This window comes from Halanaerobium saccharolyticum (genome assembly GCF_004362045.1).
GTDB classification, from domain to species: domain Bacteria; phylum Bacillota; class Halanaerobiia; order Halanaerobiales; family Halanaerobiaceae; genus Halanaerobium; species Halanaerobium saccharolyticum_C.
In genome coordinates, this window is record NZ_SNWX01000006.1 from 1 (window position 1) to 24681 (window position 24681).

The 24681-nt window shown below is 35.9% G+C and carries 21 protein-coding genes, 12 tRNA genes, 1 riboswitch and 2 other annotated features; of the genes, 31 read left to right on the top strand and 2 right to left on the bottom strand.

The features are described 5' to 3' along the window. The first annotated feature begins 159 nt into the window (after window positions 1–159). Window positions 160–281, top strand: a riboswitch (FMN riboswitch). Window positions 282–361: 80 nt separating this feature from the next. The 7 genes from DFR79_RS05210 (at window position 362) to DFR79_RS05240 (ending at window position 4045) form a co-directional block, all read left to right on the top strand. Beyond that, window positions 362–907 (top strand): ECF transporter S component, encoded by a 546-nt coding sequence (locus DFR79_RS05210; protein ID WP_133514455.1) that lies wholly within the window; start codon window positions 362–364, stop codon window positions 905–907. 60 nt (window positions 908–967) lie between these two features. Continuing rightward, complete coding sequence (locus DFR79_RS05215; RefSeq protein ID WP_133514456.1) at window positions 968–1726, top strand: MBL fold metallo-hydrolase; 759 nt, start codon at window positions 968–970, stop codon at window positions 1724–1726. 77 nt (window positions 1727–1803) lie between these two features. Beyond that, complete coding sequence (gene trmL, locus DFR79_RS05220; protein ID WP_243727717.1) at window positions 1804–2289, top strand: tRNA (uridine(34)/cytosine(34)/5-carboxymethylaminomethyluridine(34)-2'-O)-methyltransferase TrmL; 486 nt, start codon at window positions 1804–1806, stop codon at window positions 2287–2289. 50 nt (window positions 2290–2339) lie between these two features. Further along, window positions 2340–3629, top strand: coding sequence for a LysM peptidoglycan-binding domain-containing protein (locus tag DFR79_RS05225; protein ID WP_133514457.1), 1290 nt, complete (start codon window positions 2340–2342; stop codon window positions 3627–3629). A gap of 156 nt (window positions 3630–3785) precedes the next feature. After that, window positions 3786–3861, top strand: a tRNA-Lys gene (locus tag DFR79_RS05230). 8 nt (window positions 3862–3869) lie between these two features. Continuing rightward, window positions 3870–3946, top strand: a tRNA-Met gene (locus DFR79_RS05235). A 23-nt stretch (window positions 3947–3969) separates the two neighbouring features. After that, a tRNA-Phe gene (locus tag DFR79_RS05240) sits at window positions 3970–4045 on the top strand. A gap of 104 nt (window positions 4046–4149) precedes the next feature. Here the strand turns inward: DFR79_RS05240 and DFR79_RS05245 are convergent. Next, window positions 4150–5121 (bottom strand): ABC transporter substrate-binding protein, encoded by a 972-nt coding sequence (locus tag DFR79_RS05245; protein ID WP_133514458.1) that lies wholly within the window; start codon window positions 5119–5121, stop codon window positions 4150–4152. Between the two features lie 242 nt (window positions 5122–5363). Here DFR79_RS05245 and DFR79_RS05250 point away from each other — a divergent pair, with 242 nt between their 5' ends. The 3 genes from DFR79_RS05250 (at window position 5364) to DFR79_RS05260 (ending at window position 7601) form a co-directional block, all read left to right on the top strand. Beyond that, window positions 5364–5885 carry a peptidylprolyl isomerase gene (locus DFR79_RS05250; protein ID WP_133514459.1) on the top strand — a complete coding sequence of 174 codons (522 nt, stop codon included), beginning with the start codon at window positions 5364–5366 and terminating at the stop codon, window positions 5883–5885. 140 nt (window positions 5886–6025) lie between these two features. Further along, window positions 6026–6769, top strand: coding sequence for a hypothetical protein (locus tag DFR79_RS05255; protein ID WP_166637976.1), 744 nt, complete (start codon window positions 6026–6028; stop codon window positions 6767–6769). Window positions 6770–6833: 64 nt separating this feature from the next. Further along, window positions 6834–7601 carry a nitroreductase family protein gene (locus DFR79_RS05260; RefSeq protein ID WP_243727718.1) on the top strand — a complete coding sequence of 256 codons (768 nt, stop codon included), beginning with the start codon at window positions 6834–6836 and terminating at the stop codon, window positions 7599–7601. Window positions 7602–7667: 66 nt separating this feature from the next. Here the strand turns inward: DFR79_RS05260 and DFR79_RS05265 are convergent. Then, window positions 7668–7755 (bottom strand) — tRNA-Leu (locus DFR79_RS05265). A 193-nt stretch (window positions 7756–7948) separates the two neighbouring features. Here DFR79_RS05265 and DFR79_RS16310 point away from each other — a divergent pair. From DFR79_RS16310 to DFR79_RS05365, 21 genes are all read left to right on the top strand, one after another. Further along, window positions 7949–9424: an LCP family protein gene (locus tag DFR79_RS16310; protein WP_243727719.1), complete on the top strand. Its 1476-nt coding sequence runs from the start codon at window positions 7949–7951 to the stop codon at window positions 9422–9424. A 185-nt stretch (window positions 9425–9609) separates the two neighbouring features. Then, a tRNA-Val gene (locus DFR79_RS05275) sits at window positions 9610–9685 on the top strand. Between the two features lie 78 nt (window positions 9686–9763). Next, window positions 9764–9840 (top strand) — tRNA-Asp (locus tag DFR79_RS05280). Between the two features lie 4 nt (window positions 9841–9844). Beyond that, window positions 9845–9920, top strand: a tRNA-Phe gene (locus tag DFR79_RS05285). A gap of 5 nt (window positions 9921–9925) precedes the next feature. Further along, window positions 9926–10000: transfer RNA gene (locus DFR79_RS05290), tRNA-Gly, on the top strand. 16 nt (window positions 10001–10016) lie between these two features. Then, a tRNA-Cys gene (locus DFR79_RS05295) sits at window positions 10017–10091 on the top strand. Window positions 10092–10308: 217 nt separating this feature from the next. Beyond that, window positions 10309–10397 (top strand) — tRNA-Leu (locus DFR79_RS05300). 62 nt (window positions 10398–10459) lie between these two features. Further along, window positions 10460–10536 (top strand) — tRNA-Val (locus DFR79_RS05305). Between the two features lie 14 nt (window positions 10537–10550). Then, window positions 10551–10639 (top strand) — tRNA-Leu (locus DFR79_RS05310). 192 nt (window positions 10640–10831) lie between these two features. Then, window positions 10832–11080: a binding site (T-box leader), on the top strand. A 126-nt stretch (window positions 11081–11206) separates the two neighbouring features. Next, window positions 11207–13138, top strand: a complete 1932-nt coding sequence (gene thrS, locus DFR79_RS05315) for a threonine--tRNA ligase (RefSeq protein WP_166637977.1) — start codon at window positions 11207–11209, stop codon at window positions 13136–13138. A gap of 46 nt (window positions 13139–13184) precedes the next feature. Then, the gene (locus DFR79_RS16070; RefSeq protein ID WP_166637978.1) at window positions 13185–13352 is read left to right on the top strand and encodes a hypothetical protein; all 168 of its coding nucleotides are present in this window, start codon (window positions 13185–13187) and stop codon (window positions 13350–13352) included. 79 nt (window positions 13353–13431) lie between these two features. Further along, entirely contained in the window at window positions 13432–13956 is a 525-nt protein-coding gene (gene infC / locus DFR79_RS05320) for a translation initiation factor IF-3 (RefSeq protein WP_347814026.1), read from the top strand. A 97-nt stretch (window positions 13957–14053) separates the two neighbouring features. Further along, the gene (gene rpmI / locus DFR79_RS05325) at window positions 14054–14248 is read left to right on the top strand and encodes a 50S ribosomal protein L35 (protein WP_133514463.1); all 195 of its coding nucleotides are present in this window, start codon (window positions 14054–14056) and stop codon (window positions 14246–14248) included. A gap of 65 nt (window positions 14249–14313) precedes the next feature. After that, on the top strand, window positions 14314–14673 hold the full coding sequence (gene rplT / locus DFR79_RS05330; protein ID WP_111572825.1) for a 50S ribosomal protein L20: 360 nt from the start codon (window positions 14314–14316) through the stop codon (window positions 14671–14673). Window positions 14674–14677: 4 nt separating this feature from the next. Beyond that, on the top strand, window positions 14678–15490 hold the full coding sequence (locus tag DFR79_RS05335; protein WP_133514464.1) for a TrmH family RNA methyltransferase: 813 nt from the start codon (window positions 14678–14680) through the stop codon (window positions 15488–15490). 93 nt (window positions 15491–15583) lie between these two features. Further along, window positions 15584–15804, top strand: a binding site (T-box leader). A gap of 65 nt (window positions 15805–15869) precedes the next feature. Continuing rightward, window positions 15870–16895 carry a phenylalanine--tRNA ligase subunit alpha gene (gene pheS / locus DFR79_RS05340; RefSeq protein WP_133514465.1) on the top strand — a complete coding sequence of 342 codons (1026 nt, stop codon included), beginning with the start codon at window positions 15870–15872 and terminating at the stop codon, window positions 16893–16895. A 104-nt stretch (window positions 16896–16999) separates the two neighbouring features. Beyond that, on the top strand, window positions 17000–19441 hold the full coding sequence (gene pheT / locus DFR79_RS05345) for a phenylalanine--tRNA ligase subunit beta (RefSeq protein WP_243727720.1): 2442 nt from the start codon (window positions 17000–17002) through the stop codon (window positions 19439–19441). Between the two features lie 72 nt (window positions 19442–19513). Further along, window positions 19514–19864, top strand: coding sequence for a cell division protein ZapA (locus DFR79_RS05350; RefSeq protein WP_133514467.1), 351 nt, complete (start codon window positions 19514–19516; stop codon window positions 19862–19864). Further along, entirely contained in the window at window positions 19865–20356 is a 492-nt protein-coding gene (locus tag DFR79_RS05355; RefSeq protein WP_133514468.1) for a CvpA family protein, read from the top strand. Window positions 20357–20419: 63 nt separating this feature from the next. Further along, window positions 20420–22156, top strand: a complete 1737-nt coding sequence (gene polX, locus DFR79_RS05360; protein WP_133514609.1) for a DNA polymerase/3'-5' exonuclease PolX — start codon at window positions 20420–20422, stop codon at window positions 22154–22156. 105 nt (window positions 22157–22261) lie between these two features. Further along, window positions 22262–24637: an endonuclease MutS2 gene (locus DFR79_RS05365; RefSeq protein WP_133514469.1), complete on the top strand. Its 2376-nt coding sequence runs from the start codon at window positions 22262–22264 to the stop codon at window positions 24635–24637. Window positions 24638–24681: the final 44 nt, after the last annotated feature.

Genomic DNA, 24681 nt, shown 5'->3' on the forward strand with positions numbered 1-24681 from the left:
AGAAGATTAAAAGGATTTTTAGCTACTCGAGAAAACTTAATTCAACTATTTGAAGAAAGATATTAATTTATTTACACAAAATACTTGACGTTACCAAATTAATTAGGTTATAACTTGCTTTTAGAGTAAATATTGCTTATAATTATATTGATAAAAAAATATTATCTTCAGGGTCTGGTGAGCTTTAGAGCAATTCCAAACCGGTGGTATAGTCCACGAGCTTCAGCTGAACTGGTGCAATTCCAGTACCGACGGTATAGTCCGGAATAAAGAAGATTAGATAATTAATTAGCCCTGATTTTACAGGGCTATTTTTTTTACTTAAAAAGAAGATAATAAAACCAAAAAAAGGAGACAAAGGATGGATACAAAAAGAATTACAACTATTTCAGTTTTATCAGCTTTTTCTTTAGTTTTAATGCTTCTGGTTCGTTTTCCTATGTTTTTACCATTTTTAATATATGAACCAGGAGATATTCCAATTTTAATAGTATCATTTATGTTTGGACCTGCTGCAGCACTGGGTGCAACCTTTATTCTGTCAATTTTGATGGCAGTATTTACTGGCCTGGGAGGACCTTTTGGTGCTTTTATGCATTTTCTAGCCACAGGTGTTTTTGCGGGTACAGCTGGTTATTTTTATCAGCTGCATCATAATAGAACTGGTGCAATTAAGGGACTTGTTATTGGATCAATTGCGATGACTGTGGTAATGGCTGGAGCAAATCTAGTATTAAATCCAATTTTTTATGGTATACCTAGAGAACGGGTTTTACAGATGATGCTGCCGGGGATTATACCATTTAATTTAACAAAAGCTGCAATTAATTCAATTATAACAGTCTTAATTTATAAAAAGCTGGCAGAATTTCTGCGAAACAAGGGTTTACTTAAACAAATAAATTAGTTAAATGTTTGACAAATACCCCTCTCTTAAGTTAAAATTTTTATGAGAGGGGTTGTTTTTTTGCAGATAACATTTTTAGGAACAGGAACTTCACATGGGGTGCCTGTAATTGCCTGTGATTGTGAGGTCTGTCAGTCTAACAATCCAAAAAACAAAAGAATGCGAACTTCAATTCATATTAAAAGTGAAAATTATAATTTATTAATAGATACTCCACCTGAGATGAGACTGGAATTAATTAATAATAATATCAAAAATGTTGATTCAGTTTTAATGACTCATGCTCATGCTGATCATATTATGGGTTTTGATGACATTAGAGCTTTAAATTGGTTTCAGGGTAAAGAAATGCCGGTTTATGCTGATTGTAAGACTTTAAAACATATAAAAAGAATTTTTCCTTATATTTTTTCAAAAGAAACTCCAGGTGGAGGGATACCTCAGGTCATATTAAAGGAAGTAGAAAAACATCTTCGCTTTAAAGATTTAAATATTACAGCTGTACCAATTTATCACGGGGATAATCAGATTTTAGCCTTCAGGATTAATAATTTTGCCTATTTAACAGACTGCAGTAAGATTCCAGAAAGTTCCTTCAAACTTCTGGAGGGGATTGAATATGCAGCTGTTGATGCACTGCGTTTTGAAGAGCATCCAACTCACATGTCTGTTGACCAGGCAGTAACTTTGATTGATAAATTGAATTTAAAGCATGGATATTTAACTCATATTTCACACAGATTAGATCATCAAAAACTAAATGATTACTTGCCTGAACATATCAGTACTGCCTATGATGGTCTGAAGATTAATATTTGATCAGTTTTATTTTTTATCTTAATCTTTTATTGAATTAAATTAATAAATAAAATTTAAATATATAATAGGTGATTAAATTGAATATTGTACTTGTTGAACCAGAAATACCACAAAATACTGGAAATATAGCCCGCACTACTGCGGTAACAGACTCAAAATTACATTTAGTAAGGCCCCTGGGTTTTTCCACCTCCGATAAATATTTAAAGAGAGCGGGGTTAGATTACTGGGATAAAATGGATATAAGTTATTATGATAATCTGGATCATTTCTTTGAGGAAAATAAGGGTGGGCGCTTTTTTTATGCAACAACCAAAGCTCCGAAATCTTATACAGAATTTGATTATCAGGAAGATGACTATTTTTTATTTGGCAAAGAAACTGCAGGTTTACCGGAAGAATTATTAAAATCAAATCTGGATAAATGTATTAGGATTCCAATGAAGGAAAATTTAAGATCTTTGAATCTTTCTAACTCAGTGTCCATAATAATCTATGAAGCCCTGAGACAGAATGATTTTAAAAATTTAAACAAAAAAGGGAAATATAAAAAGGAAATTTAACTTTTATCTTGAATTATATATATTAGAGCAAAGTAGAAAGGAGGGGAGATATGGAAAAAAATTACTTTTTAACTACGCTAATAATTTTATTAGTTTTTCTTTTGTCAATAACTATCACAGTTTCTGCTTTCCAGGTTAGATTAAGTGATCGGGGCAGAGATGTAATTGAAGTCCAAAAATATTTAGAAACTCTTGGCTATAATGTTTCAACAGACGGTATATTTGGAAAAAGTACTGAGGATGCTGTAAAGGATTTTCAGAAAAACAACAATCTGCAAATTGATGGAATAGTAGGTGGCAGCACCCTTGAGTTATTAAAAAAAATGATTTCTGAGAAAGTATCTTATGAGCTTTATGTAGTGGATAATGGAGATACTCTGTCAGGAATTGCTGGGTCGAGAGATGTGACTGTGAAAGAAATTATGGAATTTAATAATATGAGTTCTGTTAAGATAAAACCCGGTCAGGACTTGAAAATTCCACGAGATAAGGTAATAAGAGCTGAATCACAAAATCGGAACGAAAAAAATAATCAAAATAAGACTGCAGCTAAGAAAGCTAAAATTTATTATGAAGTTCGTCAGGGTGACACTTTATCAGGGATAGCGGCACGTAGAAATTTGCCTGTTGAAGAGATTATGAACGCAAATAATCTTAATTCAGATTTTATTAAAGCAGGACAGGAATTGATACTGCCCATTGTTGACTATAAGCAAAACAAAACTAATAGTGAGAGTGATAGTAATAGTAAGAGAAAAGCTAAAAAAAATAATACTTCCTCTGATCAGATAGTTTATCAAATTCAGAGAGGAGATGCATTAAGTACTATTGCCCGAATGTATGGTACTGATATAGAAACAATACGCCGTAATAACAATCTTAATGGAAATCGAATTTTTGCCGGTGATAAATTAATTATTCGGGATTACCAACGGAAGCCATTTTCTTTAACCAGGAATTCCCTAATCTGGCCGGTCAGTGGAAGGATTACCTCCAATTTTGGCTGGAGAACACATCCAATTAGAAAAACAAGATTATTCCATAATGGTTTAGATATTGCTGTACCTGCTGGAACTACTGTTCGAGCAGCAGCTTCTGGAGAGGTTGTACATAGTGGCTGGATGAATGGATTTGGTTATACAGTTATTATTGATCATGGACGAGGTGTAGAAACTCTGTATGCCCATAATTCTAGAGTAACAGTTTCTAAGGGTTCAATGGTAAATAAGGGACAGCAGGTTGCTGTTTCAGGTAATACTGGTTTAAGTACAGGTCCACATTTACATTTTGGAGTCTTAAGGAATGAAGAACCCCTTAATCCCAGAAATTACTTACCATAAAAACTTAAATTAACTTTACAGGCAGACATTTAAATTGTCTGCCTTTTATAATATTTTCTGAATTCTTATTCCATAAGATGATATTATATATTTTTTTGTTTTTTCCTTGACAACTCCATTTATTATTGATATTATAAAAAGCGTCGCAAGAGAAATGGGCCATTAGCTCAGTTGGCAGAGCACCTGACTTTTAATCAGGTTGTCGGAGGTTCGAATCCTCCATGGCTCACCATTTAATAGCGCGGGGTAGAGCAGTCTGGTAGCTCGTCAGGCTCATAACCTGGAGGCCATCGGTTCGAATCCGGTCCCCGCAACCATTTTTATTTATAATTACATATTGGGTGGGATAGCTCAGTCGGTAGAGCAGTGGATTGAAAATCCACGTGTCGACAGTTCGATTCTGTCTCCCACCACCATTTTTCGAATATTAAAGCCAGGCTAATTAGCCTGGCTTATTTTTTTGACTTTTTATTAGCTGCTGGTTACTTAGAAATAATTATTAGATAACCAGTATATATTTTTATTTTTTGAAAATAGTATCTGCAGTTTTTAATAATTCAGCAGGAATTTTTAAACCAATTTTTGCAGCTGATTTTTGATTAATATAAAGTTTTAATTCTTCAGAGGATTTAACTGACATTGTCGCTGGATCAGCTCCATTTAGAATTTTGGCAGCCATCGAACCTGTCTGTCTTCCCAGTTGATAATAATCAATTCCCAGAGTAGCAATAGCTCCTAATTTAACTGAATTGTTTTCAGAAGCAAAGACCGGAATCTGATTATTATAAGCGGTCTGGAGTACTGTTGGCATTGCAGAAACTATAATATTGTCGGTAGGAATATAGATTGCATCTACATCACCAACCAGAGAGGATACTGCCAGGCTAACTTCACTGCTGTTGCTAACTGTTCCTTCTTCTATAGCTACTCCCATTTCTTCAGCTTTCTTTTTAGCTAAATCAACCTGAACAACAGAATTAACTTCTCCTGGATTATATAAAATTCCCAAAGTATTTAGATCTGGTAAAAATTTCTTGATTAATTCTAATTGTTTGGCAACTGGGTTCATATCTGTGGTTCCCGTTATATTTCCGCCAGGTCTTTCCATAGTATTAACTACACCTGCTTTAACTGGATCTGTAACAGCTGTAATTAATACGGGTATCTCGGAAATTACATTAGCTGCAGTCTGAGCTGAGGGTGTGGCTATAGCCAGCACTAAATCCGGCTTGTTCTGGTTAAATTTCTGAGCAATAGTCTGAGCAGTTGAAAAACTTGCCTGAGCGTTTTGTAAGTCAATTTTAAGATTTTTTCCCTCTACAAAACCTTCTTCTGCCAGCTGATCAACAAATCCCTTTCTGGCTAAATTTAGAGATGGATGTTCGACAAACTGTGAAATTCCAATTTCATATTTCTGGGCACCAGCAAAATTTGTCAAAACAAATAGGAAAATAATACTTAAAGATAGTACAGTTAATAAAGACTTTTTCATTATTATCTCTTCTCCCTTCTCACTAGAAAATTCAAATTATTTGAATTAATTATATAATCTTTTGCTTTTGCTTGTCAATTTTGAATTTTTTATGATAGATGCAGCTCAAGGAAAATGTTATGAGAGAACTATATTAATGAATGGTAACAGTATTTATTTAAATAATTGCTTTAATTATGGACTTAATTTGTATATAATAGAATAAGTAAATGGAACAGAAAAAGATATAAGAGGTGTTTTAGATGGCGAAAAATCCAGAAATAACTATAAAAATGGAGAATGGAGAAGAAATAAAGATAGAATTGTACCCAGAAATTGCCCCAAATACTGTTAGAAATTTTATTGAATTAGTAGAAGACGAATATTATGATGGTCTTAAGTTTCATCGAGTAATTAAAGGTTTTATGATTCAGGGTGGCTGTCCTGATGGTACTGGTATCGGAAACCCTGGTTATTCAATCAGGGGGGAGTTTACCGAGAACGGTTATGATAATGACTTAAGCCACAAAAGAGGAGTGATTTCGATGGCCAGAAGCTCTCATCCTGACTCTGCAGGTTCTCAGTTTTTTATAGTTCACAGGGATGCTCCTCATCTGGATGGTAAGTATGCTGCGTTTGGTGAGGTTATAGAAGGTATGGATTTTGTTGATCAGATAGCTGAGGTAGAAACTGGAGCAAGCGATATGCCGCGGGAAGACCAGATAATGGAATCAATGGAAGTTGAAACCTCTGGAGAAGAATATCAGGCTGCGGAAAAGCTTTAAATTAATTAATATTAGAATGGATTAGACAGCTGGCAGTTAATTCTGTCAGCTTTTCTTTTAAGAGGTGGTGAGAAGAATTACTTGATTTATATTTGAAAGAAAACATTAAAGAAGATATATTTTTAAAAGAGATAAAGAAGATGATAAGAAAACGGGAAATTTTTATTGCTGGAGCTGGTTTAGCTCTAAATGATCAGGGAATAAAAGAATTTTTTGATCAACTGGTTCTGCTAACAGATAGTGTTTATTTAAATCAGCAGGACCAGAAACTGCAGGCGCTTTTATATAAAATTTCTCATGATCAGGATAATAATCGAATTTCGCATATTAAAGTTTTAAATGGGAGCTTTAAAGTTAGAGATTTGCTTGAATATCATAAATTAGATAAAATAATTTCAGAAAAAATTACAAAACTAAGGATTTATAATGGCCAGGATTATCATAATGTTAATCAGGTTAATGTGATGGGTACAATTCAGCTGGAAATTTTGAAAAGTTTAATTAAAGAAAGGTTTAAATTTGAGATAGATTTTGCTCAGCCAGATATTATTTATAAAGAGACTATAAATGATCAGGTTTCTGAATATGGGCATTTTGAGCCACCTGATATTTTGGGGGATCAGGCAGTAATCAAGGGTCAGGCTCCTGCTGCTGCTTTTATGAATTATCCGATTGAGTTAAGAACTTTTAGCGGTGGCAAAGGGATAATTAATCTTAAATTTGGTGGTTATGATTTTTGTCATAATAGTAAGCAGGTCATTAAGGAAAGCAATTATGATAAGCATCAAGATCCTGAGTATTTTTCTTCCTCAATTTTTTGCAGTAAGGGAAAGGGTTATACCGTCCCCTGGAATCAAGCTGAAACAGAAATGCACTGTTTGTAATTTAAGATAGAATTGAACCTGTATATTTATTGAGTGATGAAATATTTAGAAGGTGGGATAGATAATGAATGAAACAATTAAATTGATAAATGAAAGAGCATCGCTGCGTAAATTTGCCGATAAAGAGATCAGTCAGGATGAAAAAGATACCATTATTAATAGTGCTTTAAGGGCTCCTACAGCTGGTAATATGATGCTTTACTCGATTATTGTAGTGGATGATCAAGAAAAAAAGAATCTACTGAGTAAAAGTTGTGACCAGCAATCATTTATTGCTAAGGCGCCTCTGGTTATGGTGTTTTTGGCGGATTATCAGCGGTGGTATGATTATTATAATTTATCGGGAGTTAAGGAATTTTGTTTAAAAGAAGATATTAACTATACTGGTCCTAAAGAAGGGGACTTAATGCTGGCCTGTAGTGATGCCTTAATTGCTGCTCAGAATGCAGTAATTGCAGCAGAATCACTGGGCATTGGTTCCTGCTATATAGGTGATATTATGGAGAATTATGAAAAACAGCAGGAAATTTTATCACTGCCAGAGTTAGTTTTTCCAATTTCGATGCTGGTAATGGGGCATTATCCAGAAAAAAAACCTGTAATTAAATCTCGTTTTGATAAAAAGTATATAGTTTTTGAAAATAATTATAGAACTTTGAATAAGGAAGAATTAGAGAATATGTTTGCTGATCGGAGCCAGAGATTCAACCCTGATAATACTTTTAATGCAGATAACTATGGACAGTTTATGTATGCCAGAAAAACTGGAGCCAGTTTTAGTAAAGAGATGGCTCGTTCTGTTCGAGTTATGTTAAAAAAGTGGGAGAATTAAAAAACCCCCAAGAAACCTGCATTATCAGGGTAAACTTGGGGGTAAATTATCATTTTAAATTTAAATTGGTGCCGAGGGCGGGATTCGAACCCGCACGGTCTATTAGACCACTAGCCCCTCAAGCTAGCGCGTCTGCCAGTTCCGCCACCTCGGCATCACAATTATAAATTATACCATAAAAATTTGCTTTGTCAATAAAATTTAGCAAATAAGTTTGACAGGGAGAAAAAAAATAAAATTTAGACTTTTTAAAATAGATTAAAATAGATAAAGAAATTACTTTCATGCAGGAATTGAACCTATAATCACGAATATTATGAATATAAGGGAATAGGGAGGCAATAACATTGGCAGAAAAAAATACCCAAGACAATCAAAAATCAAAAAAGAAACATAAATGGATAGGAGTTTTCCTGATAGCTCTACTCTTATTATTTATTGGACTGGCTGGTTATTACTTAGAAAGAGATTTAGAGCCAGTACCTGATAATCAAGTTGAGAAAAGTGAAGACACAGCTATTACTTCAGATATGAAAACAGAAAAAGATAAGGTAGCTACAAAACAACCAGCTGAAAAGACTGAAAGCGATGCTCCTCCTGTAGAAGACGAGGATAATGGCATGACTTCTGAGTCTTATAAAAAAGATACAGTTAAAACTGACAGTGGGGTAGAACCTAAAAGTGATACAGCTGATACCGAAAAAACCTCTGTTAAAGAGAGCAAAAGCGGTATTAAAAATGGTAGTTTAGATGAGTCAGATACGGCAGGTCAAAAAGAGGAAGTCGATCAAAAAGACAAAGAGAAAAAGTTAGAAACTGAGTTAAATAAAGGAGAAACTGACGATACTACAGCAGAAGATAGTTCAGTGGAGACAGAAGAACAAACAGTAACTGGTGACCAGAGTCAGGAAACTACTCCGGAAGCAGAGGATTCTGGCCAGACAGATCTTGAGCAAGAGAGTGATAAGAACGTTGAAGTTGAAGAGGAAGAAGTTGAAATGTCTGCTAAACCTGAGAAAGAAGAAGATATTACTCAGGAAAGAGAAAAACAGCTAAAAAGCGAAGGGCAAATAAACGAAAAAGCCGGAGTAGAGAGAGATGAACAGGTAAAAGATGAAACTCAGAATGATTTTGCCCGGGAATTAGAAGATCCATCTCTATTGGATCGAATTTTATCTATTCTGGGTTTATCGGAAAGTGATTTTACTCAGGATTTAAACATATTATTTGTTGGACTTGATAGCGAAGAAAGTGTAGCAATTGGAAGTGTGGAAGCTGATTCTATAATGCTTGCTAAATTAAGACCCGGAGCAAACAAGCTGCTGGTAAAACATATTAATGAAGATACAAAATATAAAGGGCAGTTATTAAGAAAATATCATAATGGGGATATTCAGTCGGCAGTAGAAGAAATTACTGCTACCGAAATTGATTATTATGTCTATCTTAGGTATCAGGGATTTGAAAAGGTAATTGATGAATTAGGTGGAGTACAGATAACTCTTAAACAGGAAATAAGGGTGCCTGGTCTGGGTCTTAATTTAAAAGAAGGAAATAATCTATTGTCCGGAAAAGAAGCATTGAATTTTGTTCGCTGGAGAAGTTCTGATTCAATGGCTAGGTTTGAAAGGCAGAAATTATTAATTAATGCTGTACTCTCAAAGCTAAAGTCTAATAATATACTTTTCAATGTTAAAGAACTTTATAATACAATTGTTAAAAGTTACAATTCCATAGAAACAGACATCAACCCAGTACTGGCGGCAGAGATATTTAATTATATTAGAGAAAATGACAAATTAAAGCTAGAGTTTATTGAATAGAATATAAAAAATAAGCTTTTGAGAAAAAAATTATCTGTAGTAGTTTTTTTAAGTATTTAGTAGTATATTTAACATAAAATTATTTAATTACTGATAACAGTCTATATTGAATTTTGACTTAAAGTAGCTTTTTATATATACTAGTTATTGCTGATGCGGTAATTATGCTTTTAATTACTGCTGAGGGGCGAATAGCTCAGTTGGGAGAGCACCTGCCTTACAAGCAGGGGGTCACAGGTTCGAGCCCTGTTTCGCCCACCATTTTTATTTGCAAATTTAATAAAAGAAGTTGTGTTAGATGTTTTATTCCTGATTTTCTAGATACTACTTCTTAAACGCGGAGGTGTAGCGTAGCGGTTTAACGCGCCGGCCTGTCAAGCCGGAGATCGCGGGTTCAAATCCCGTCTCCTCCGCCATTTTGGTGGGATAGCTCAGTCGGTAGAGCAGTGGATTGAAAATCCACGTGTCGACAGTTCGATTCTGTCTCCCACCACCATTTTTGCGGGAATAGCTCAGTGGTAGAGCATCACGTTGCCAACGTGAGGGTCGCGAGTTCAAATCTCGTTTCCCGCTCCATTTTATTTGCAGCCTGGGCGGCATAGCCAAGTGGTAAGGCAGAGGACTGCAAATCCTTTATTCGGCGGTTCAAATCCGTCTGCCGCCTCCAATTCATTATTACTGATATAACAGCCATTGCGGCTGTTATTAAAATTATTATTTTTTTATTTGCTTGACAAAAGGTGCCCGTATTGGTGCCATTTTATTATTTTAGAAGCATTAAATAAAAGTTTATTAACAATTTAAATAATTTGAAATATTTATCTTGACAAATTTGAGAACCATTGATATAATACAAAATGTCGCAAGTTAAATGTTACATATTTGCCGGGGTGGCGGAATTGGCAGACGCATCGGACTTAAAATCCGGTGGGAATTTATTCCCGTGTCGGTTCGAGCCCGACCCCCGGCACCACTTTTTGCTTGCACATTTTTTCTTTTTCATAGTAAGTTGAAAGTGCTAACTTAATATTTTAAGTTGGTATAGCTCAGTTGGTCAGAGCGCTACGTTGACATCGTAGAGGCCAGTGGTTCGAATCCACTTACCAACACCATTTTAATAATATTTGCCGGGGTGGCGGAATTGGCAGACGCATCGGACTTAAAATCCGGTGGGAATTTATTCCCGTGTCGGTTCGAGCCCGACCCCCGGCACCACTTTGATGATTTGACCACTGTTGGTGGTCTTTTTTTATTTATTATACAGTGACACCAATTGGCTTCCAGGCTTTTAATACTTTAATTGGGATATTGGTAGAAACAGCAGTAATTTCTCTTCAAGCTGTAAAAAATAAATAATAATCACTTGACTTTTTAACAAATAAAAACTATAATGAAAGAAATAAATATTCAAATGCCCTGATAGGGAAGAGTAAATTTATCTGTAAGTTACAAGAGAATTGTGCCGACGGCTGAAAGCACATAGCTTAACAGTAAGTTGAAAACCACCCTGGAGCAGATAGGAGGAATAAAGTATTTCTATCCGGTTAAACCGTTATCTTATTAAGGGAATAATGATTTTAACTATTCTATCTTTAATCTAGAATAGAGATAATTATTATTAACTAGAGTGGAACCGCGCAGTCCGTCGTCTCTATAATGAGATGAGGGATTTTTTTGATTTTATATAAGAAAATTAGATTTAGGATGACCCACTCGATGTGCTAATACTAAATCAACCATGCTTAAAAAGAAGATTTATTAAATTTATAAGGAGGAAATGATATGGTGGAAAAAGTTAAGGTAACATTACCTGATGGTTCAGTTAAGGAATATGAACCCGGAACAACAGTAGAAGACGTTGCTTATTCTATTGGCAGTGGTTTAGGTAGAGATGCGATTGCTGGAGTTGTAGACGGGAAAGAAGTAGATGCCTATTATCCGATTGAAAAAGATGTGGAGCTTTCTATTATTACTATCGACAGTGATGATGCTCTGGATATTATTCGTCACACAACCTCACATGTGATGGCTCAGGCAGTAAAAAGACTTTATGATAATGTACAGGTTGCAATTGGACCTACAATAGAAGAGGGTTTTTATTATGATTTTAATTTAGAGGAAAATTTTAATGAAGATTCTTTGACAGAAATTGAAGCTGAGATGGAAAAGATTATCGAGGAAGATATAGAAATCCAGAGAAAAGAACTTCCCCGTCAAGAAGCAATTGAATTAATGGAAGAAAGAAATGAAAAATATAAACTGGAATTAATAGAGGAATTGGATGATCAGATGATTAGTCTCTATTTTCAGGGAGATTATGTTGATCTCTGCCGCGGACCTCATCTTCCCTCTACAGGCTATATAAAGGCTTTTAAGCTGCTTAATGTTGCTGGAGCTTACTGGCGTGGAGATGAGAACAATGAGATGCTGCAGCGGATTTATGGTACTGCTTTTGCCAGCGAAAAAGATTTAGAGAAATATCTGCATAGAGTAGAAGAAGCTAAAAAACGTGATCACAGAAAACTTGGCAAGGAACTTGATCTTTTCAGCATGCAGGATGAAGGAAGAGGTTTTCCTTTTTTCCATCCGAAAGGGATGGCTCTCAGAAATGAATTGATTGATTTTTGGAAAGAAGAGCACCGCAAGGCTGGATATGAAGAGATTAAAACTCCTATTATTTTAGATGAGTCTCTCTGGCATCAATCAGGACACTGGGACCATTATCAGGATAATATGTATTTTACCGAAATTGATGGAGAAACTCATGCTGTTAAACCAATGAACTGCCCCGGTGGGATTTTAGTTTATAAAGATTCGATGCACAGTTATCGTGAGCTTCCAATTAGAATGGCTGAACTGGGACTGGTACATCGTCATGAAATGTCCGGAGCCCTCCACGGATTAATGAGAGTTAGAAGCTTTACTCAGGATGATGCTCATATTTACTGTCTCCCGACTCAAATTGAAGATGAATTAAGTGGGGTTATTAAGCTAGTTGATAAAATTTACAGTGCCTTTGGATTTAACTATAATGTTGAGTTAAGTACTAAACCCGAAAAAGCAATGGGAGATGAGGCACTCTGGGATAAAGCAACTGACGCTCTGCGTAATGCGATAGAGAAAAATGGACTGGATTATGAAGTCAACGAAGGTGATGGAGCTTTTTATGGTCCTAAAATTGACTTTCATTTAGAAGACAGCCTCGGCAGAACCTGGCAGTGTGGAACAATCCAGCTTGACTTCCAGATGCCGGAACGTTTCGATTTAAGCTATATAGGACAGGATGGAGATGAGCACCGGCCGGTAATGATTCACCGTGCAATTTATGGTAGTATTGAGCGTTTCATTGGAATCTTAATTGAACACTTTGCAGGTGCTTTTCCAACCTGGATGGCCCCGGTACAGGTAGAAATTATTCCTGTTTCTGATGATCAGATTGATTATGCACTTAAAGTTAAAGAAGCTCTAAAAGAAGAAAATATTAGAGTTGAGGTTGACAGCCGTTCAGAACAGGTAGGTTACAAAATACGAGATGCTCAGGTTAAACAGGTACCCTATATGTTAATTGTAGGTGGACGTGAAGAAGAAAATGGAACTGTGTCTGTACGGGATAGACGTGAAGGTGACTTAGGAACAAGTAATTTAGAGGAATTTAAAGCTAATATTTTAGAAGAAATTGAAGCAAAAGAAATTAATACAGAAGATATCGAATAGAGTTTTGTTAATTAACTTTCCTTCAGCTTATTCTGGAGGAAAGTTTTTGAAATATTTCTTGACACTATTACCACCCTGTGCTATAATTATTAAGGAAAACAAAGTAGAAGCACCTGTTTCTCACCAGTCAGAACTGGTTAATATCAGTTTCTCGTTTAGAATTTTAATTTCTGCGGGAAAAGTAGACTTATCTTTAGGGATAGTCTATCTTTAGCTGATTACTGTATTTAACGGGTGGTTTCTACCACTCGTTTTTTTGTTTATATTGGTTTTTTATATCACTCAGGAGGTGCATAAATATCGTTAATGATTTAAGGGTTAATGATCGCATTAGAGCAAGAGAGGTTCGTCTGATCGATCAAGAAGGTGAGCAAGTTGGTATCAAGTCGCTGGATGATGCATTGGATAGAGCAGCAGAACAGGGTTTGGACTTAGTAGAAGTTGCTCCACAGGCTAATCCACCTGTATGCAGAGTTATGGATTATGGAAAGTACAAATATGAGCAGGCTAAAAAGGAAAAAGAAGCCAAAAAGAACCAGAACGTAATGAATGTTAAAGAGGTTCAGATGGGTGTTAAAATTGAAGATCACGACTTTAATGTTAAATTAAAGCAGGCTCGCAGATTCCTCAATGATAAGGATAAAGTTAAGGTAAGAATTCGCTTTAGGGGAAGAGAAATGATGCATAAAGAATTAGGATATGATCTGATGGACCGCCTAATTGAACAGACTAAAGATATTGGTAAGGTAGAAAGCAAGCCGAAAATGGAAGGTAGAAATATGATGATGTTTCTAACTCCCGAAAGTGATAAACAGTAGTCAATTAAACAACTTAGAATCCACTTTAATTACCGGCTTAATTACAGGGTTATTTTAGAAATCATTTTTGATTATTACAGTATTAGGAGGTTAAATCATGCCAAAGCAAAAAACACACAAGGGTATAGCTAAGAGAGTTAAAGTTACTGCTAATGGTAAGCTTAAGCATCACAAAGGATTTCACAGTCATATTTTAACTAAGAAATCTGGAAATAGAAAAAGACAGTTACGTAAAGCTAAATTATTAAGCAAAAGTTATCAGAAGAAATATAAGAAATTATTACATGGATAAACCGCAATAATAAAATAAGATAAAAAATAATATATGCTAAAATTTTGGAAGGAGTGTCATTTAAGATGCCACGTGTAAAAAGAGGAAATAAGGCGCGCAAGCGTAGAAAAAAAGTTTTGAAGATGGCTAAGGGATATTTTGGTTCCCGCAGTAAGTTATATCGTCCTGCAAATCAGGCGGTAATGAAATCTTTACATTATGCTTATAGAGATAGAAGAAATAAAAAGAGAGAATTTAGAAAGCTCTGGATTACCAGAATCAATGCAGCAGCTAGAAATGAAGGTCTTTCTTACAGTCGTTTCATTAATGGTTTAAGACAGGCTGATGTAGAAATCGACCGCAAAATGTTAGCTGACTTAGCAGTTAATGATTCTGATGGATTTGCTGATTTAGTAGATCTGGCAAAAGAGAAATTAGGAAACTAGTTAAATGAATATAATCAGCAGTTCTCAAAATGATAAAGTCAAATATCTAAATAAGCTTTACCGGAGTAGAAACAGACGCAAAGAAGGTGTCTTTATTCTGGAAGGTAAAAGGCTTATTGAGGCTGCGCTAGCAGGGGGAGCAGACTTTAGACAGGTCTTTCTTACTCCTGCTTTTTTTAAATCAGCTGAAAATGATAATCTGCTGGCTGATTTAAAATTAAAGGCTGAATTTATTTATATTGAAGAAGATCTTTTAAAAGAAACTGCTTCCACAGTTAATCCTCAGGGAATTCTCGCTGTAGTAAATGAATCCGTATTTAAGGGGAATGATTTTTATCAGCAGGCCGAAAAAATACTACTTCTAGATAGAATTCAGGATCCGGGAAACATGGGAACTATGATCAGAACAGCTGTTGCGGCTGGTTTTGATGGTATTATTGCTCTTAAGGGTTCAGTAGATATTTTTAATCAAAAAGTTATTAGAGCCACCATGGGTGGAATTTTTTCTATTGCTATCAGGCAGAAGCTGAGTCAGGAAAATTTTCTGGCTGAAATCAAAAGTGAGGCAGCAGAATACGAACTGCTGGCTGCAGATATTCAGGCTGAAGAATATCATTTTGAGCATCAGTATCAGGATAATTTAATTTTAATGATTGGTAATGAAGCAAATGGACTTGATCAGCAATTATTAGAATCTGCTACTTCAAAAATAAAAATCCCACTGGCTGGAGAAATTGAATCTTTAAATGCGGCAGTTGCAGCATCAGTTATTTCTTTCGAAATACTTTCCCAGCAGCTAAAAAATAAGTTAAACTAATATTGTTATAAGTTATTTAATTTAAAGTTTGAGCTTTATTTTTTTCTTGTGCGAATATTTTTTATATGGTATAATTAAAAAAGAATATTATATTTAATGGCTGAGAAGGAGAGAGTAACTAAAAATGATTCTGACAGAGATTAGCTGCAGCAGCTGGGAGCAGTTAAATTATCAAATTTAGTGAAGTTCACTCTGGAGCTGAGGGCTGAATCAAGTAAGCTTTTCCGGAAGTTAATGACTTTCGTTAACAAAAGAAAGTGATTCCACAATTATGTGGGATAATCAGGGTGGTAACACGGTATCTCGTCCCTTTAGGGCGGGATTTTTTGTATTTTCAGGAGATAAAATTTATCATACATATAATATGGAGGTGTTAGTTTTGGATCTATTAGATGATCTAAAAAAGATTGAAAAAGAAGCAGAGTCAGAATTAAAAGAAGTAGAAAGTCTTGATCAATTAGAAGAAATGAGAATAAAGTATTTGGGCAAAAAAGGGGCTATTCAGTCTGTTTTTTCAAAGATGGGAAAAATTGAGGCAGATCAGCGTCCTGTTGTAGGGAAAGAAGCAAATATCTTAAAAAATAAAATTCAGAACTGGCTGGGTGAACATAAAGGAAGACTGGAAGAGAAAGCCGCTCAAAAACGTTTTGAAGCAGAAAAAATTGATGTTACTCTTCCTGGAGGTAAAGTAGAAGCCGGTCGTTCTCATCCATTATCTTTAGTGACTAAAGAATTAGAAGACATTTTTATTGGTCTGGGTTTTGAGATTGCCGAAGGACCTGAAGTAGAAAGCGAATATTACAATTTTGAAGCGCTAAATATTCCAGCTCACCACCCGGCCCGGGACCTTCAGGATACTTTATATATTGATGACCATTATTTACTGCGAACTCATACCTCACCGGTCCAGGTAAGAACTATGGAAGCACAGGAACCGCCGGTTAGAATAATTGCACCGGGCAGAGTTTATCGTTCTGATGAGCTTGATGCATCTCATTCTCCTATTTTCCATCAGACTGAAGGGCTAGTTATTGATAAAGATATTTCTTTTAGTGATTTAAAAGGAACAATTGAGTTAATTGTAGAAGCCTTATTTGGAAAAGATAGAGATGTTAGATTTCGCCCCAGCTATTTCCCTTTTACAGAACCCAGTGCTGAGGTAGATGTTTCCTGTATTGTCTGTGGTGGAGAGGGATGTCCTTTATGTTCCAGAACAGGTTGGCTGGAGATTATGGGAGCAGGGATGGTTCATCCAAATGTACTGGAAATGTCAGGTTATGATAAGGATATTTACAGTGGTTTTGCTTTTGGAGTTGGGCTAGATCGGCTGGCTTTATTAAAATATGGAATTGATGATATTAGAGTACTTTACGAAAATGATAAACGCTTTTTACATCAGTTTTAAATTATAAAATTTATTATAAATTTTAATTTACTTTCTAAACTAGGAACAGTTTTTTTAAGGAAAATGTGCAGCTTTGTTTCACTGTTAATTTAAAATAAGAAAGGATGATAATTTTGCAGATATCATATAACTGGTTGAAAAAATATATTGATATAAATTTTACTCCTGACGATCTTTCGGAAAAGCTGACAATGGCAGGTCTGGAAGTTGAAGGAGTTGAGTACCTGGGAGAAGGTTTAGAAGATATAATTATTGCCCGAATTGAAAAAATAAAAGAACATCCTGATGCGGATAAACTTGTGATCTGTATGGTAAAAGCTGGATCAGATACTGAGCTGATTCCCGTGGTTACAGGAGCACTCAATGTTGAAGTAGGTCAGATGGTTCCATTTGCAGAAGTGGGAGCAACTCTTCCTGGTGGAATGCAGATTGAAGAAGTTAAATTAAGGGGAGAACTTTCTCAGGGAATGATCTGTTCTAAAGATGAGCTTGGTCTGCAGGAAGAAAGAGCAGAAGGAATAATGGTCTTAGCAGACGATGCTCCACTTGGCGGCAGTTTTATCAAATACAAGCGTCTGGATGACTATGTGTTTAAACTGGATTTAACCCCAAACTATGCCCGCTGTCTGGGAATGATTGGTGTGGCCCGAGAGATCAAATCTTTATATGCCCAGGAAAAAACATTAAACACACCTCCAATCTCATTTGAGGAAGCTGAAGAATTAGGTAATATTAATGATTATGTGAAAGTAGAAATTGAGGACCCGGATTTATGTCCCCGCTATACTGCGCGTCTGGTTAAAAATGTTAAAATCAAAGAATCGCCAGAGTGGATCCAGCGCCGACTTAAAGCAGCAGGTATTAGACCGATAAATAATGTAGTTGATATTTCGAACTTTGTTTTAATGGAATATAATCAACCACTGCATACTTTTGATTTTAATAAAATTAAAGATGGCAAAATTATTGTGCGCCGGGCCAATGCAGAAGAAAAAATGTTAACCCTGGATGAGGAAGAAAGAATATTAGATGATGAAATGCTCGTCATTTCTGATCCGGAAAAAGCAGTAGCAGTTGGTGGGGTTATGGGTGGAGCAAATACTGAAGTAACTGAAGAAACTACTGATGTTTTAATCGAATCTGCCTACTTTAATCCGGTCAGCATTCGTAAAACAGCTAAAAAATTAGGAATGCACTCCGATTCTTCCCACCGTTTTGAAAGAGGTGTGGATGTAGAAAAAGCAATTGAGGCCAATAACCGGGCCTGTCAGATGCTGGCTAAATGTGATGGAGCCAGAGTAGTTCCTGGTGTAATTGATAATTATCCCATAAAATATGAACCAGCTGTGATTACTCTGGCTGTAGAAAGAGTAAATGAGCTTTTGGGAATTGAATTAGAAGCTGCTGAAGTTAAAGAAAGTCTTGAACGTTTAGGTTTTGAGGTTGAGGCAGCTGCCAATGCTGATCAGTTTGAGGTTACTGTTCCTTCCTATAGAACTGATGTGGAACAGGGAGCTGATCTAGTAGAAGAAATAGCCAGAGTTTATGGCTATAATAAAATTCCTTCTACCAGACCAATTTCTAAACAGCGAGGTAAAAGATCTCCCAGGCAGAAATTTGAAGCAAGGGTTAAAAAATTACTGCAGGCAGGGGGACTTGATGAAGTAATTACCTATAGTCTGCAGGATAAGAAGATTTATCAGGATTTGAATTTAACTCAGTTTGAAGACTATGCTAAATTTGTAAGTATCAAAAATCCTTTGAGTGAGGCTTTTGGAATTCTAAGAACTACTCTGCTGCCGGGAATAGTGGATGTTCTGTCTTCTAATGCCCGCCGTCAGGGCTCAGAAATGGCTGTTTTTGAGACCGGTACAGTATTTAGAAACAAAGGTGGTAATAATCGACCTGAAGAGTTAAATAAACTCGGTGGTGGAATTTTCGGACAGAATAATAACCTCTGGCAGCAGGGAGCTCCTAACTTCTTTGCCCTAAAAGGTGTGCTGGAAATGTTATTTAACAGAGTTCAGCTGGATCAGTACAGTTTTATTGCTGATAATGACAATCGAGATTTTCTACATCCAGGGCGCAGAGCTGAGATTAAGTATGACCAAACTCAGACTTTTGGGTTTATTGGAGAAATTCATCCAGAGCTTGCAGATCAGAATAATTTACCTGCTGGAACAACTGTGTTTGAACTAGATCTGGATTTCTTGTTTGAAATCACTGCAGAAAAATCTTATCAATATCAAAGATTGGTTAAATATCCTGTACTGGCAAGAGATCTGGCAATTGTAATGGCTGAGGATATTGCAGTTGGTGATATTCATCAGGCAATCAGAGAAAAAGGTGGTTCAATGCTTAAAGGGCTGGAACTTTTTGATATTTATCAGGGAGATCAGATTCAGGATGGCTATCAGAGTGCTGCTTTTGAATTGAAATTTCAGGCAGAGGATAGAACTTTAACTGACCAGGAGGTAAATGAGCGTTTTAATCAGATAGTAAATCATCTCAAAGAAGAATATTCTGCAGAAATCAGGGGAAATTAAGTTTTTAGGCAGGAATTTCGACTTTTGTAATGAATATAATAAAGTAGACTACTATAGCTGGAGATGTTGCTAATGATAGAGGAAAAAAATCGAGATACAAAAAAATTCAAATTGAATATTTTGGGTGATCAATTTACTGTCACTGGTGATTTTAGTGAGGAATATATAAATAAACTTGCTGATCATGTGGAGAAAACAGGTCGAGAGATTAAAAATGCTTATCCTAAATTGCCCTTTAGACGTTTATCCCATCTGACAATGATTAATCTGGCTGATGAATATTTCAAACTGCGCAGTCAGTGTGTTGATTTAAGTAAAGAAAAAGAAAGACTTAAAGAGGCCAATCAGAGCCTGCACCAGGAGTTAAAAAAACTGCGTCAGGAGAATGAGGAATTAAATACCCTACTCGAGGAGGTAGACTAATTGGATATCATAAATTTCCTCGATGTTATAATCTTAGTAATTATACTCTTTTTTGCCTTTAATGGCTTTAGAAGAGGATTTATAGATCAGACAAGTACAATCCTGGGACTGCTGGCTGCGTTATTTGTAGCAGTCAAGCAGTATCAGTATTTTACCCAGTTTTTAGAGCCCTATCTAGATTTATCTATTTCTCTACTGCAGTTTATTTCTTTTGCAGTAATCTTTATTGTAGTAAATATTGTGATCCATGTTTTAGGAATTACACTCAAAAAAATAGTGGATTCTATTTTTCTGCAGCCAGTGGATCGTGGATTGGGATTTTTGTTAGGTTTAGTAAAAGGTGGAATTATCATTTATTTGTTAGTATTAATTTTGACCCAGATTCCCTATCAAAAATTAAATGATGTTTTAAATAATTCTTTTCTGGCAAGCAGAATTATCGAAGCATCACCATTAATACAATCAAAGATTGAAGAAATTTTTCGGCCATGAGATATTCATGGCCTTTTGGCGTCTTAAGTGAAATTAAAGATCTTAATAGAAAGAGGTGTTATAATGCAGGAAATGACCAATAAAGAAATTGCTAAAATTCTGACAGAATTTGCTGAGTTAATGGCAATTAAAGGTGAAAATGATTTTAAAATTAGAGCCTATACAAATGCTGCCCGTAAAATAGAATCCTATCCTGATGATATTTTTGAGCTGGCAGAAGCGGATAACCTTAAAGAAATTAACGGAATCGGCAGTGGTATTGCGGAGTCAATTACAGAACTGCTGCAGGATGGAATTATAGAAGAATTGGAAGCAATTAAAGCCGAACTTCCGCCTGGTGTTATAGAAATGACCGATATTCAGGGACTGGGACCAAAAACTGCTCACCGCTTTTATTATGAGTTAGAAATTGAAGATTTAATATCACTGGAGAAAGCTCTTAAAGAGGGTAAAGTTCAGAAGCTTAAGGGTTTTGGTAAAAAATCAGAAGAAAAATTATTAAAAGCTTTAAAAAATCACGAAAAATATGTAGATAAAATTAATCTGGCTAAAGCTTTAAAAACAGCTGGAGAGATAATAGAGACAATTAACACTGAACTTAAACCTGATCTATTTGAAAAAATTGAAATCTGCGGCAGCAGCAGAAGAGCAAAAGAATTGACTGGAGACCTGGATATTTTGATAGCGACAGCAAAACCAGAAGAACTTTCCCAGAATCTTAAAAATTTAAATTTTACCGCTGAGGTTATTGGAGCTGGCAAGACTAAAGTCAGTATTAGAACTGAACAGGGAGTTCAGACAGATTTTCGACTTGTGAGTAAGGAAGAATTCCCCTCTGCTCTCCATTATTTTACCGGCTCTAAGGCTCATAATGTAAGGATGAGACAGCTGGCAAAAGATCATAATTTAAAATTAAGTGAATATGGACTTTTTCGAGATGATGACAGCAAAGAAAAAGTAGAATCTGAGGCAGATATTTTTAAGATTCTGGGTCTGGATTACATTATTCCTGAACTGAGAGAGGATCAGGGAGAGATAGAAGCTGCCCAGAAAGGAGAACTGCCGGATAGTATTAAATCAGAAGATATTAAAGGTGATCTTCATCTCCATTCCCGTTACAGTGATGGTGCTTTTTCAATTCGTGAGATGGCAGAAGCGGCTAAGGAACGAGGTTATCAATATATTGCAGTAACAGATCACTCCCAGTCTTTAACAGTAGCCAGTGGGATGTCAATAGAAGAATTAAAAAAGCAGCTCCAGGAAATTGATGATCTAAATCAGGATTTTAAAAATTTCCAGATTCTTAAAGGTGTAGAGGTTGATATACTTAAAAACGGTGAGTTAGATTTTGAAGATGAGTTATTACAAGAATTAGATTTTGTTATTGCATCTGTCCACAGTTATTTTAATCTGGAGGAAGCAGAAATGACAGAGCGAATTATCAGGGCAGTTAAAAATCCTTATGTTAAACTGATCGGACATCCCAGAGGCAGGATGCTCGGAGGAAGGGAAGCATATGCAGTTGATTTAGAAAAAGTTATTAAAGCTGCTGCGGAGAATAATACTGCTTTAGAAATCAATGCTTCACCGCAGAGGCTTGATCTGGATGCAGAATGGGCGCGTAAGGTAAAAAAGGCTGGAGCTAAAATTTCGATTAATACTGATGCTCATCATTATAAGGAGTACAGTGATATGGAACTTGGAGTTGCAACTGCCCGCCGCGGCTGGCTGGAAAAAGAAGATGTTATAAATACTTTTTCTTTTAAAGAACTGAATGATTTTTTTAAATTAAAGGAGTAATTAACAGCCGAAACTGATTTAGACAATTGATTAATTTTAAGAAAAGAACTTTATTTAACCTGTAATAAAAAAATGTAATAAAATTAAATTCCGGAGGTTTTTAAGTTGAGAGAACACAGTCTGGAAGTATTGGAATATAAAAAAATAATAAAAATGACTGCCGAGAGAGCAGCAACTAAAATAGGAAAAGAAATTGTAAATAATTTGGAGCCTGTAATTAATAGTGATTATATTGAGGAAAGGCTGGCAGAAGTTACTGCCTTAAAATCAATGATGGCTGAGTTTTCTACTCCCCCTTTTGGCGGAGTAAGGGATATCAGAGATGATTTAAAAAAGGCAGCCAAAGGGTCAGTACTCTCTACAGATGCTATCAGCAGGGTCAGGAGCACCCTCAGAGGGGTTTCTGAATTAAAACGTTATCTGAATGAGATAGAAACTAATCTGGATCCCCGAATTGTCGAAAGGGAATATCAAATAATTTATGATTTATGTGCTGATTTACAGTGCAGACCTGCTCTGGCCCGGGAAATTGACCGCTGCATAAATGAATATGGAGAGGTTGCAGATGATGCTAGTGCTAAATTAAAATCTCTGCGCTCAAAAATGGATTCTATAGAAAATTCAATTCGAGATAAACTGGACTCAATTATAAAAAGTAAACACTATGAGGATATGCTGCAGGAAAATATTGTGACAAGAAGAGAAAACCGCTATGTTGTACCTGTAAAACAGGAACAGCGCAATAATTTTGATGGGATTGTGCACGGGCAGTCTGCCAGTGGTTTGACTCTATTTATGGAACCCATGTCAGTGGTTAGACTAAACAATGAACTGAGAGAGGTTAGGGCTAAAGAGAGTGCAGAAATTCAACGCATCTTACAGATGCTCAGTTCAAAAATAGCTCAGGATGAAGAAATAATTAAAACCGATCTAATGATTGTCAGCAGGCTGGATAGTATTGCAGCTGCTGCTAAATTTAGTTTAGATTTTGAATGTAATGCACCTGAGATTAATGATCAGGGGCTGATAGAATTAAATCAGGCCCGTCACCCACTATTAAAAGAAGAGCCGGTACCAATTGATCTTAAACTGGGAGATGATATATCGACTCTGGTAATTACAGGTCCCAATACTGGTGGTAAAACAGTTTCCTTAAAAACAGTTGGATTATTAACTCTGATGACTCAGAGTGGTCTCCACATTCCGGCTGCAGCTAATTCTACAGTAGCAGTCTTTAAAAAGATATTTGCAGATATTGGAGATGAACAGAGTATTGAACAGAGCTTAAGTACTTTTTCTTCTCATATGACCCGGATTAGAGAATTTCTGGCAGAATCAGATGATTCTACTCTGGTTCTGATGGATGAGCTCGGTGTTGGGACAGACCCAGAAGAAGGTGCTGCTTTAGGAATTGCAATTCTGGAAAAACTGCAGCAAAAAAATGCAGTTACCATTGCTACCACTCATTATAGTCAGTTAAAAAGTTATGCTTATACTACTGATGAGGTAGAAAATGCCTCAGTTGAGTTTGATATTGAAACTTTAAGACCGACCTATAAATTAATTATGGGAGTTCCGGGTGGTTCCAATGCTTTTGAGATTGCCCTCAGACTGGGAATACCAGTAGAAATAATTGATCGAGCCAGAACTCTCTTGAGTGATGAGGAAATTAAAGTTGAAGATATTATCAATGAGTTAAATCAGGAAAGAAACCGTTACCAGAAACTAAGACAGGAAATGGAAGAATTACGCAATCACGAAAAAGAATTAAAAGAAAAATATGAGAAAATGATTGAAGAACAGCAGCAGAAACACAAAGAGGAGATGAAAGCCGCTCGAGAAGAGGCAGAAGCAATTGTGGAGGAAACGAAAAAAGAGGCTCGAAGAATCATTTCTAATCTAAAAGAAAAAGATTTTACTAAGCGTTCGGAAGTCGATCGAGCTCAGACTTCTGCTAATCAAAATTTAAAAGAACTAAGTCAGATTTTAGAATCAGCAAATGATAAAGAAAAAGAAAAAGTGTCTGCTGATGATTTTGAGGTTGGAGACCAGGTAAGAGTGCGCAGTATTGGTCGTAAGGGTGAGATAACTTCTCTTGATCGGGATAAAAAGGAAGCTCAGATCCAGGCTGGAATTATGCAGGTTACTGCCTCTCTCGCTGATCTGGTCAAGGTTGATATTCCGGAGGAAAATGAAGAAAGGCAGCTTAAAAACTACAGAGTCCAGAAAGCACAGCATGTTTCTCCAAAGCTTGATCTCAGAGGGGAAAGATATGATGCAGCTCAACATAAAGTTGATAAATACTTAGATGATGCTTTTCTGGCCGGTTTAAATGAAGTAGAAATTGTTCACGGTAAAGGAACAGGAGCTCTGCGCCAGGCTGTAGAAGAAGTATTGGAAAAAAATTCTCATGTTAAAGATTATCGTCTGGGAAGACAAAAAGAAGGTGGAATGGGAGTCACCATAGTAAAGGTTCAGTAAATAGTGACTATGATTTAAAATAATCATTAGATTTTTTATCAAAA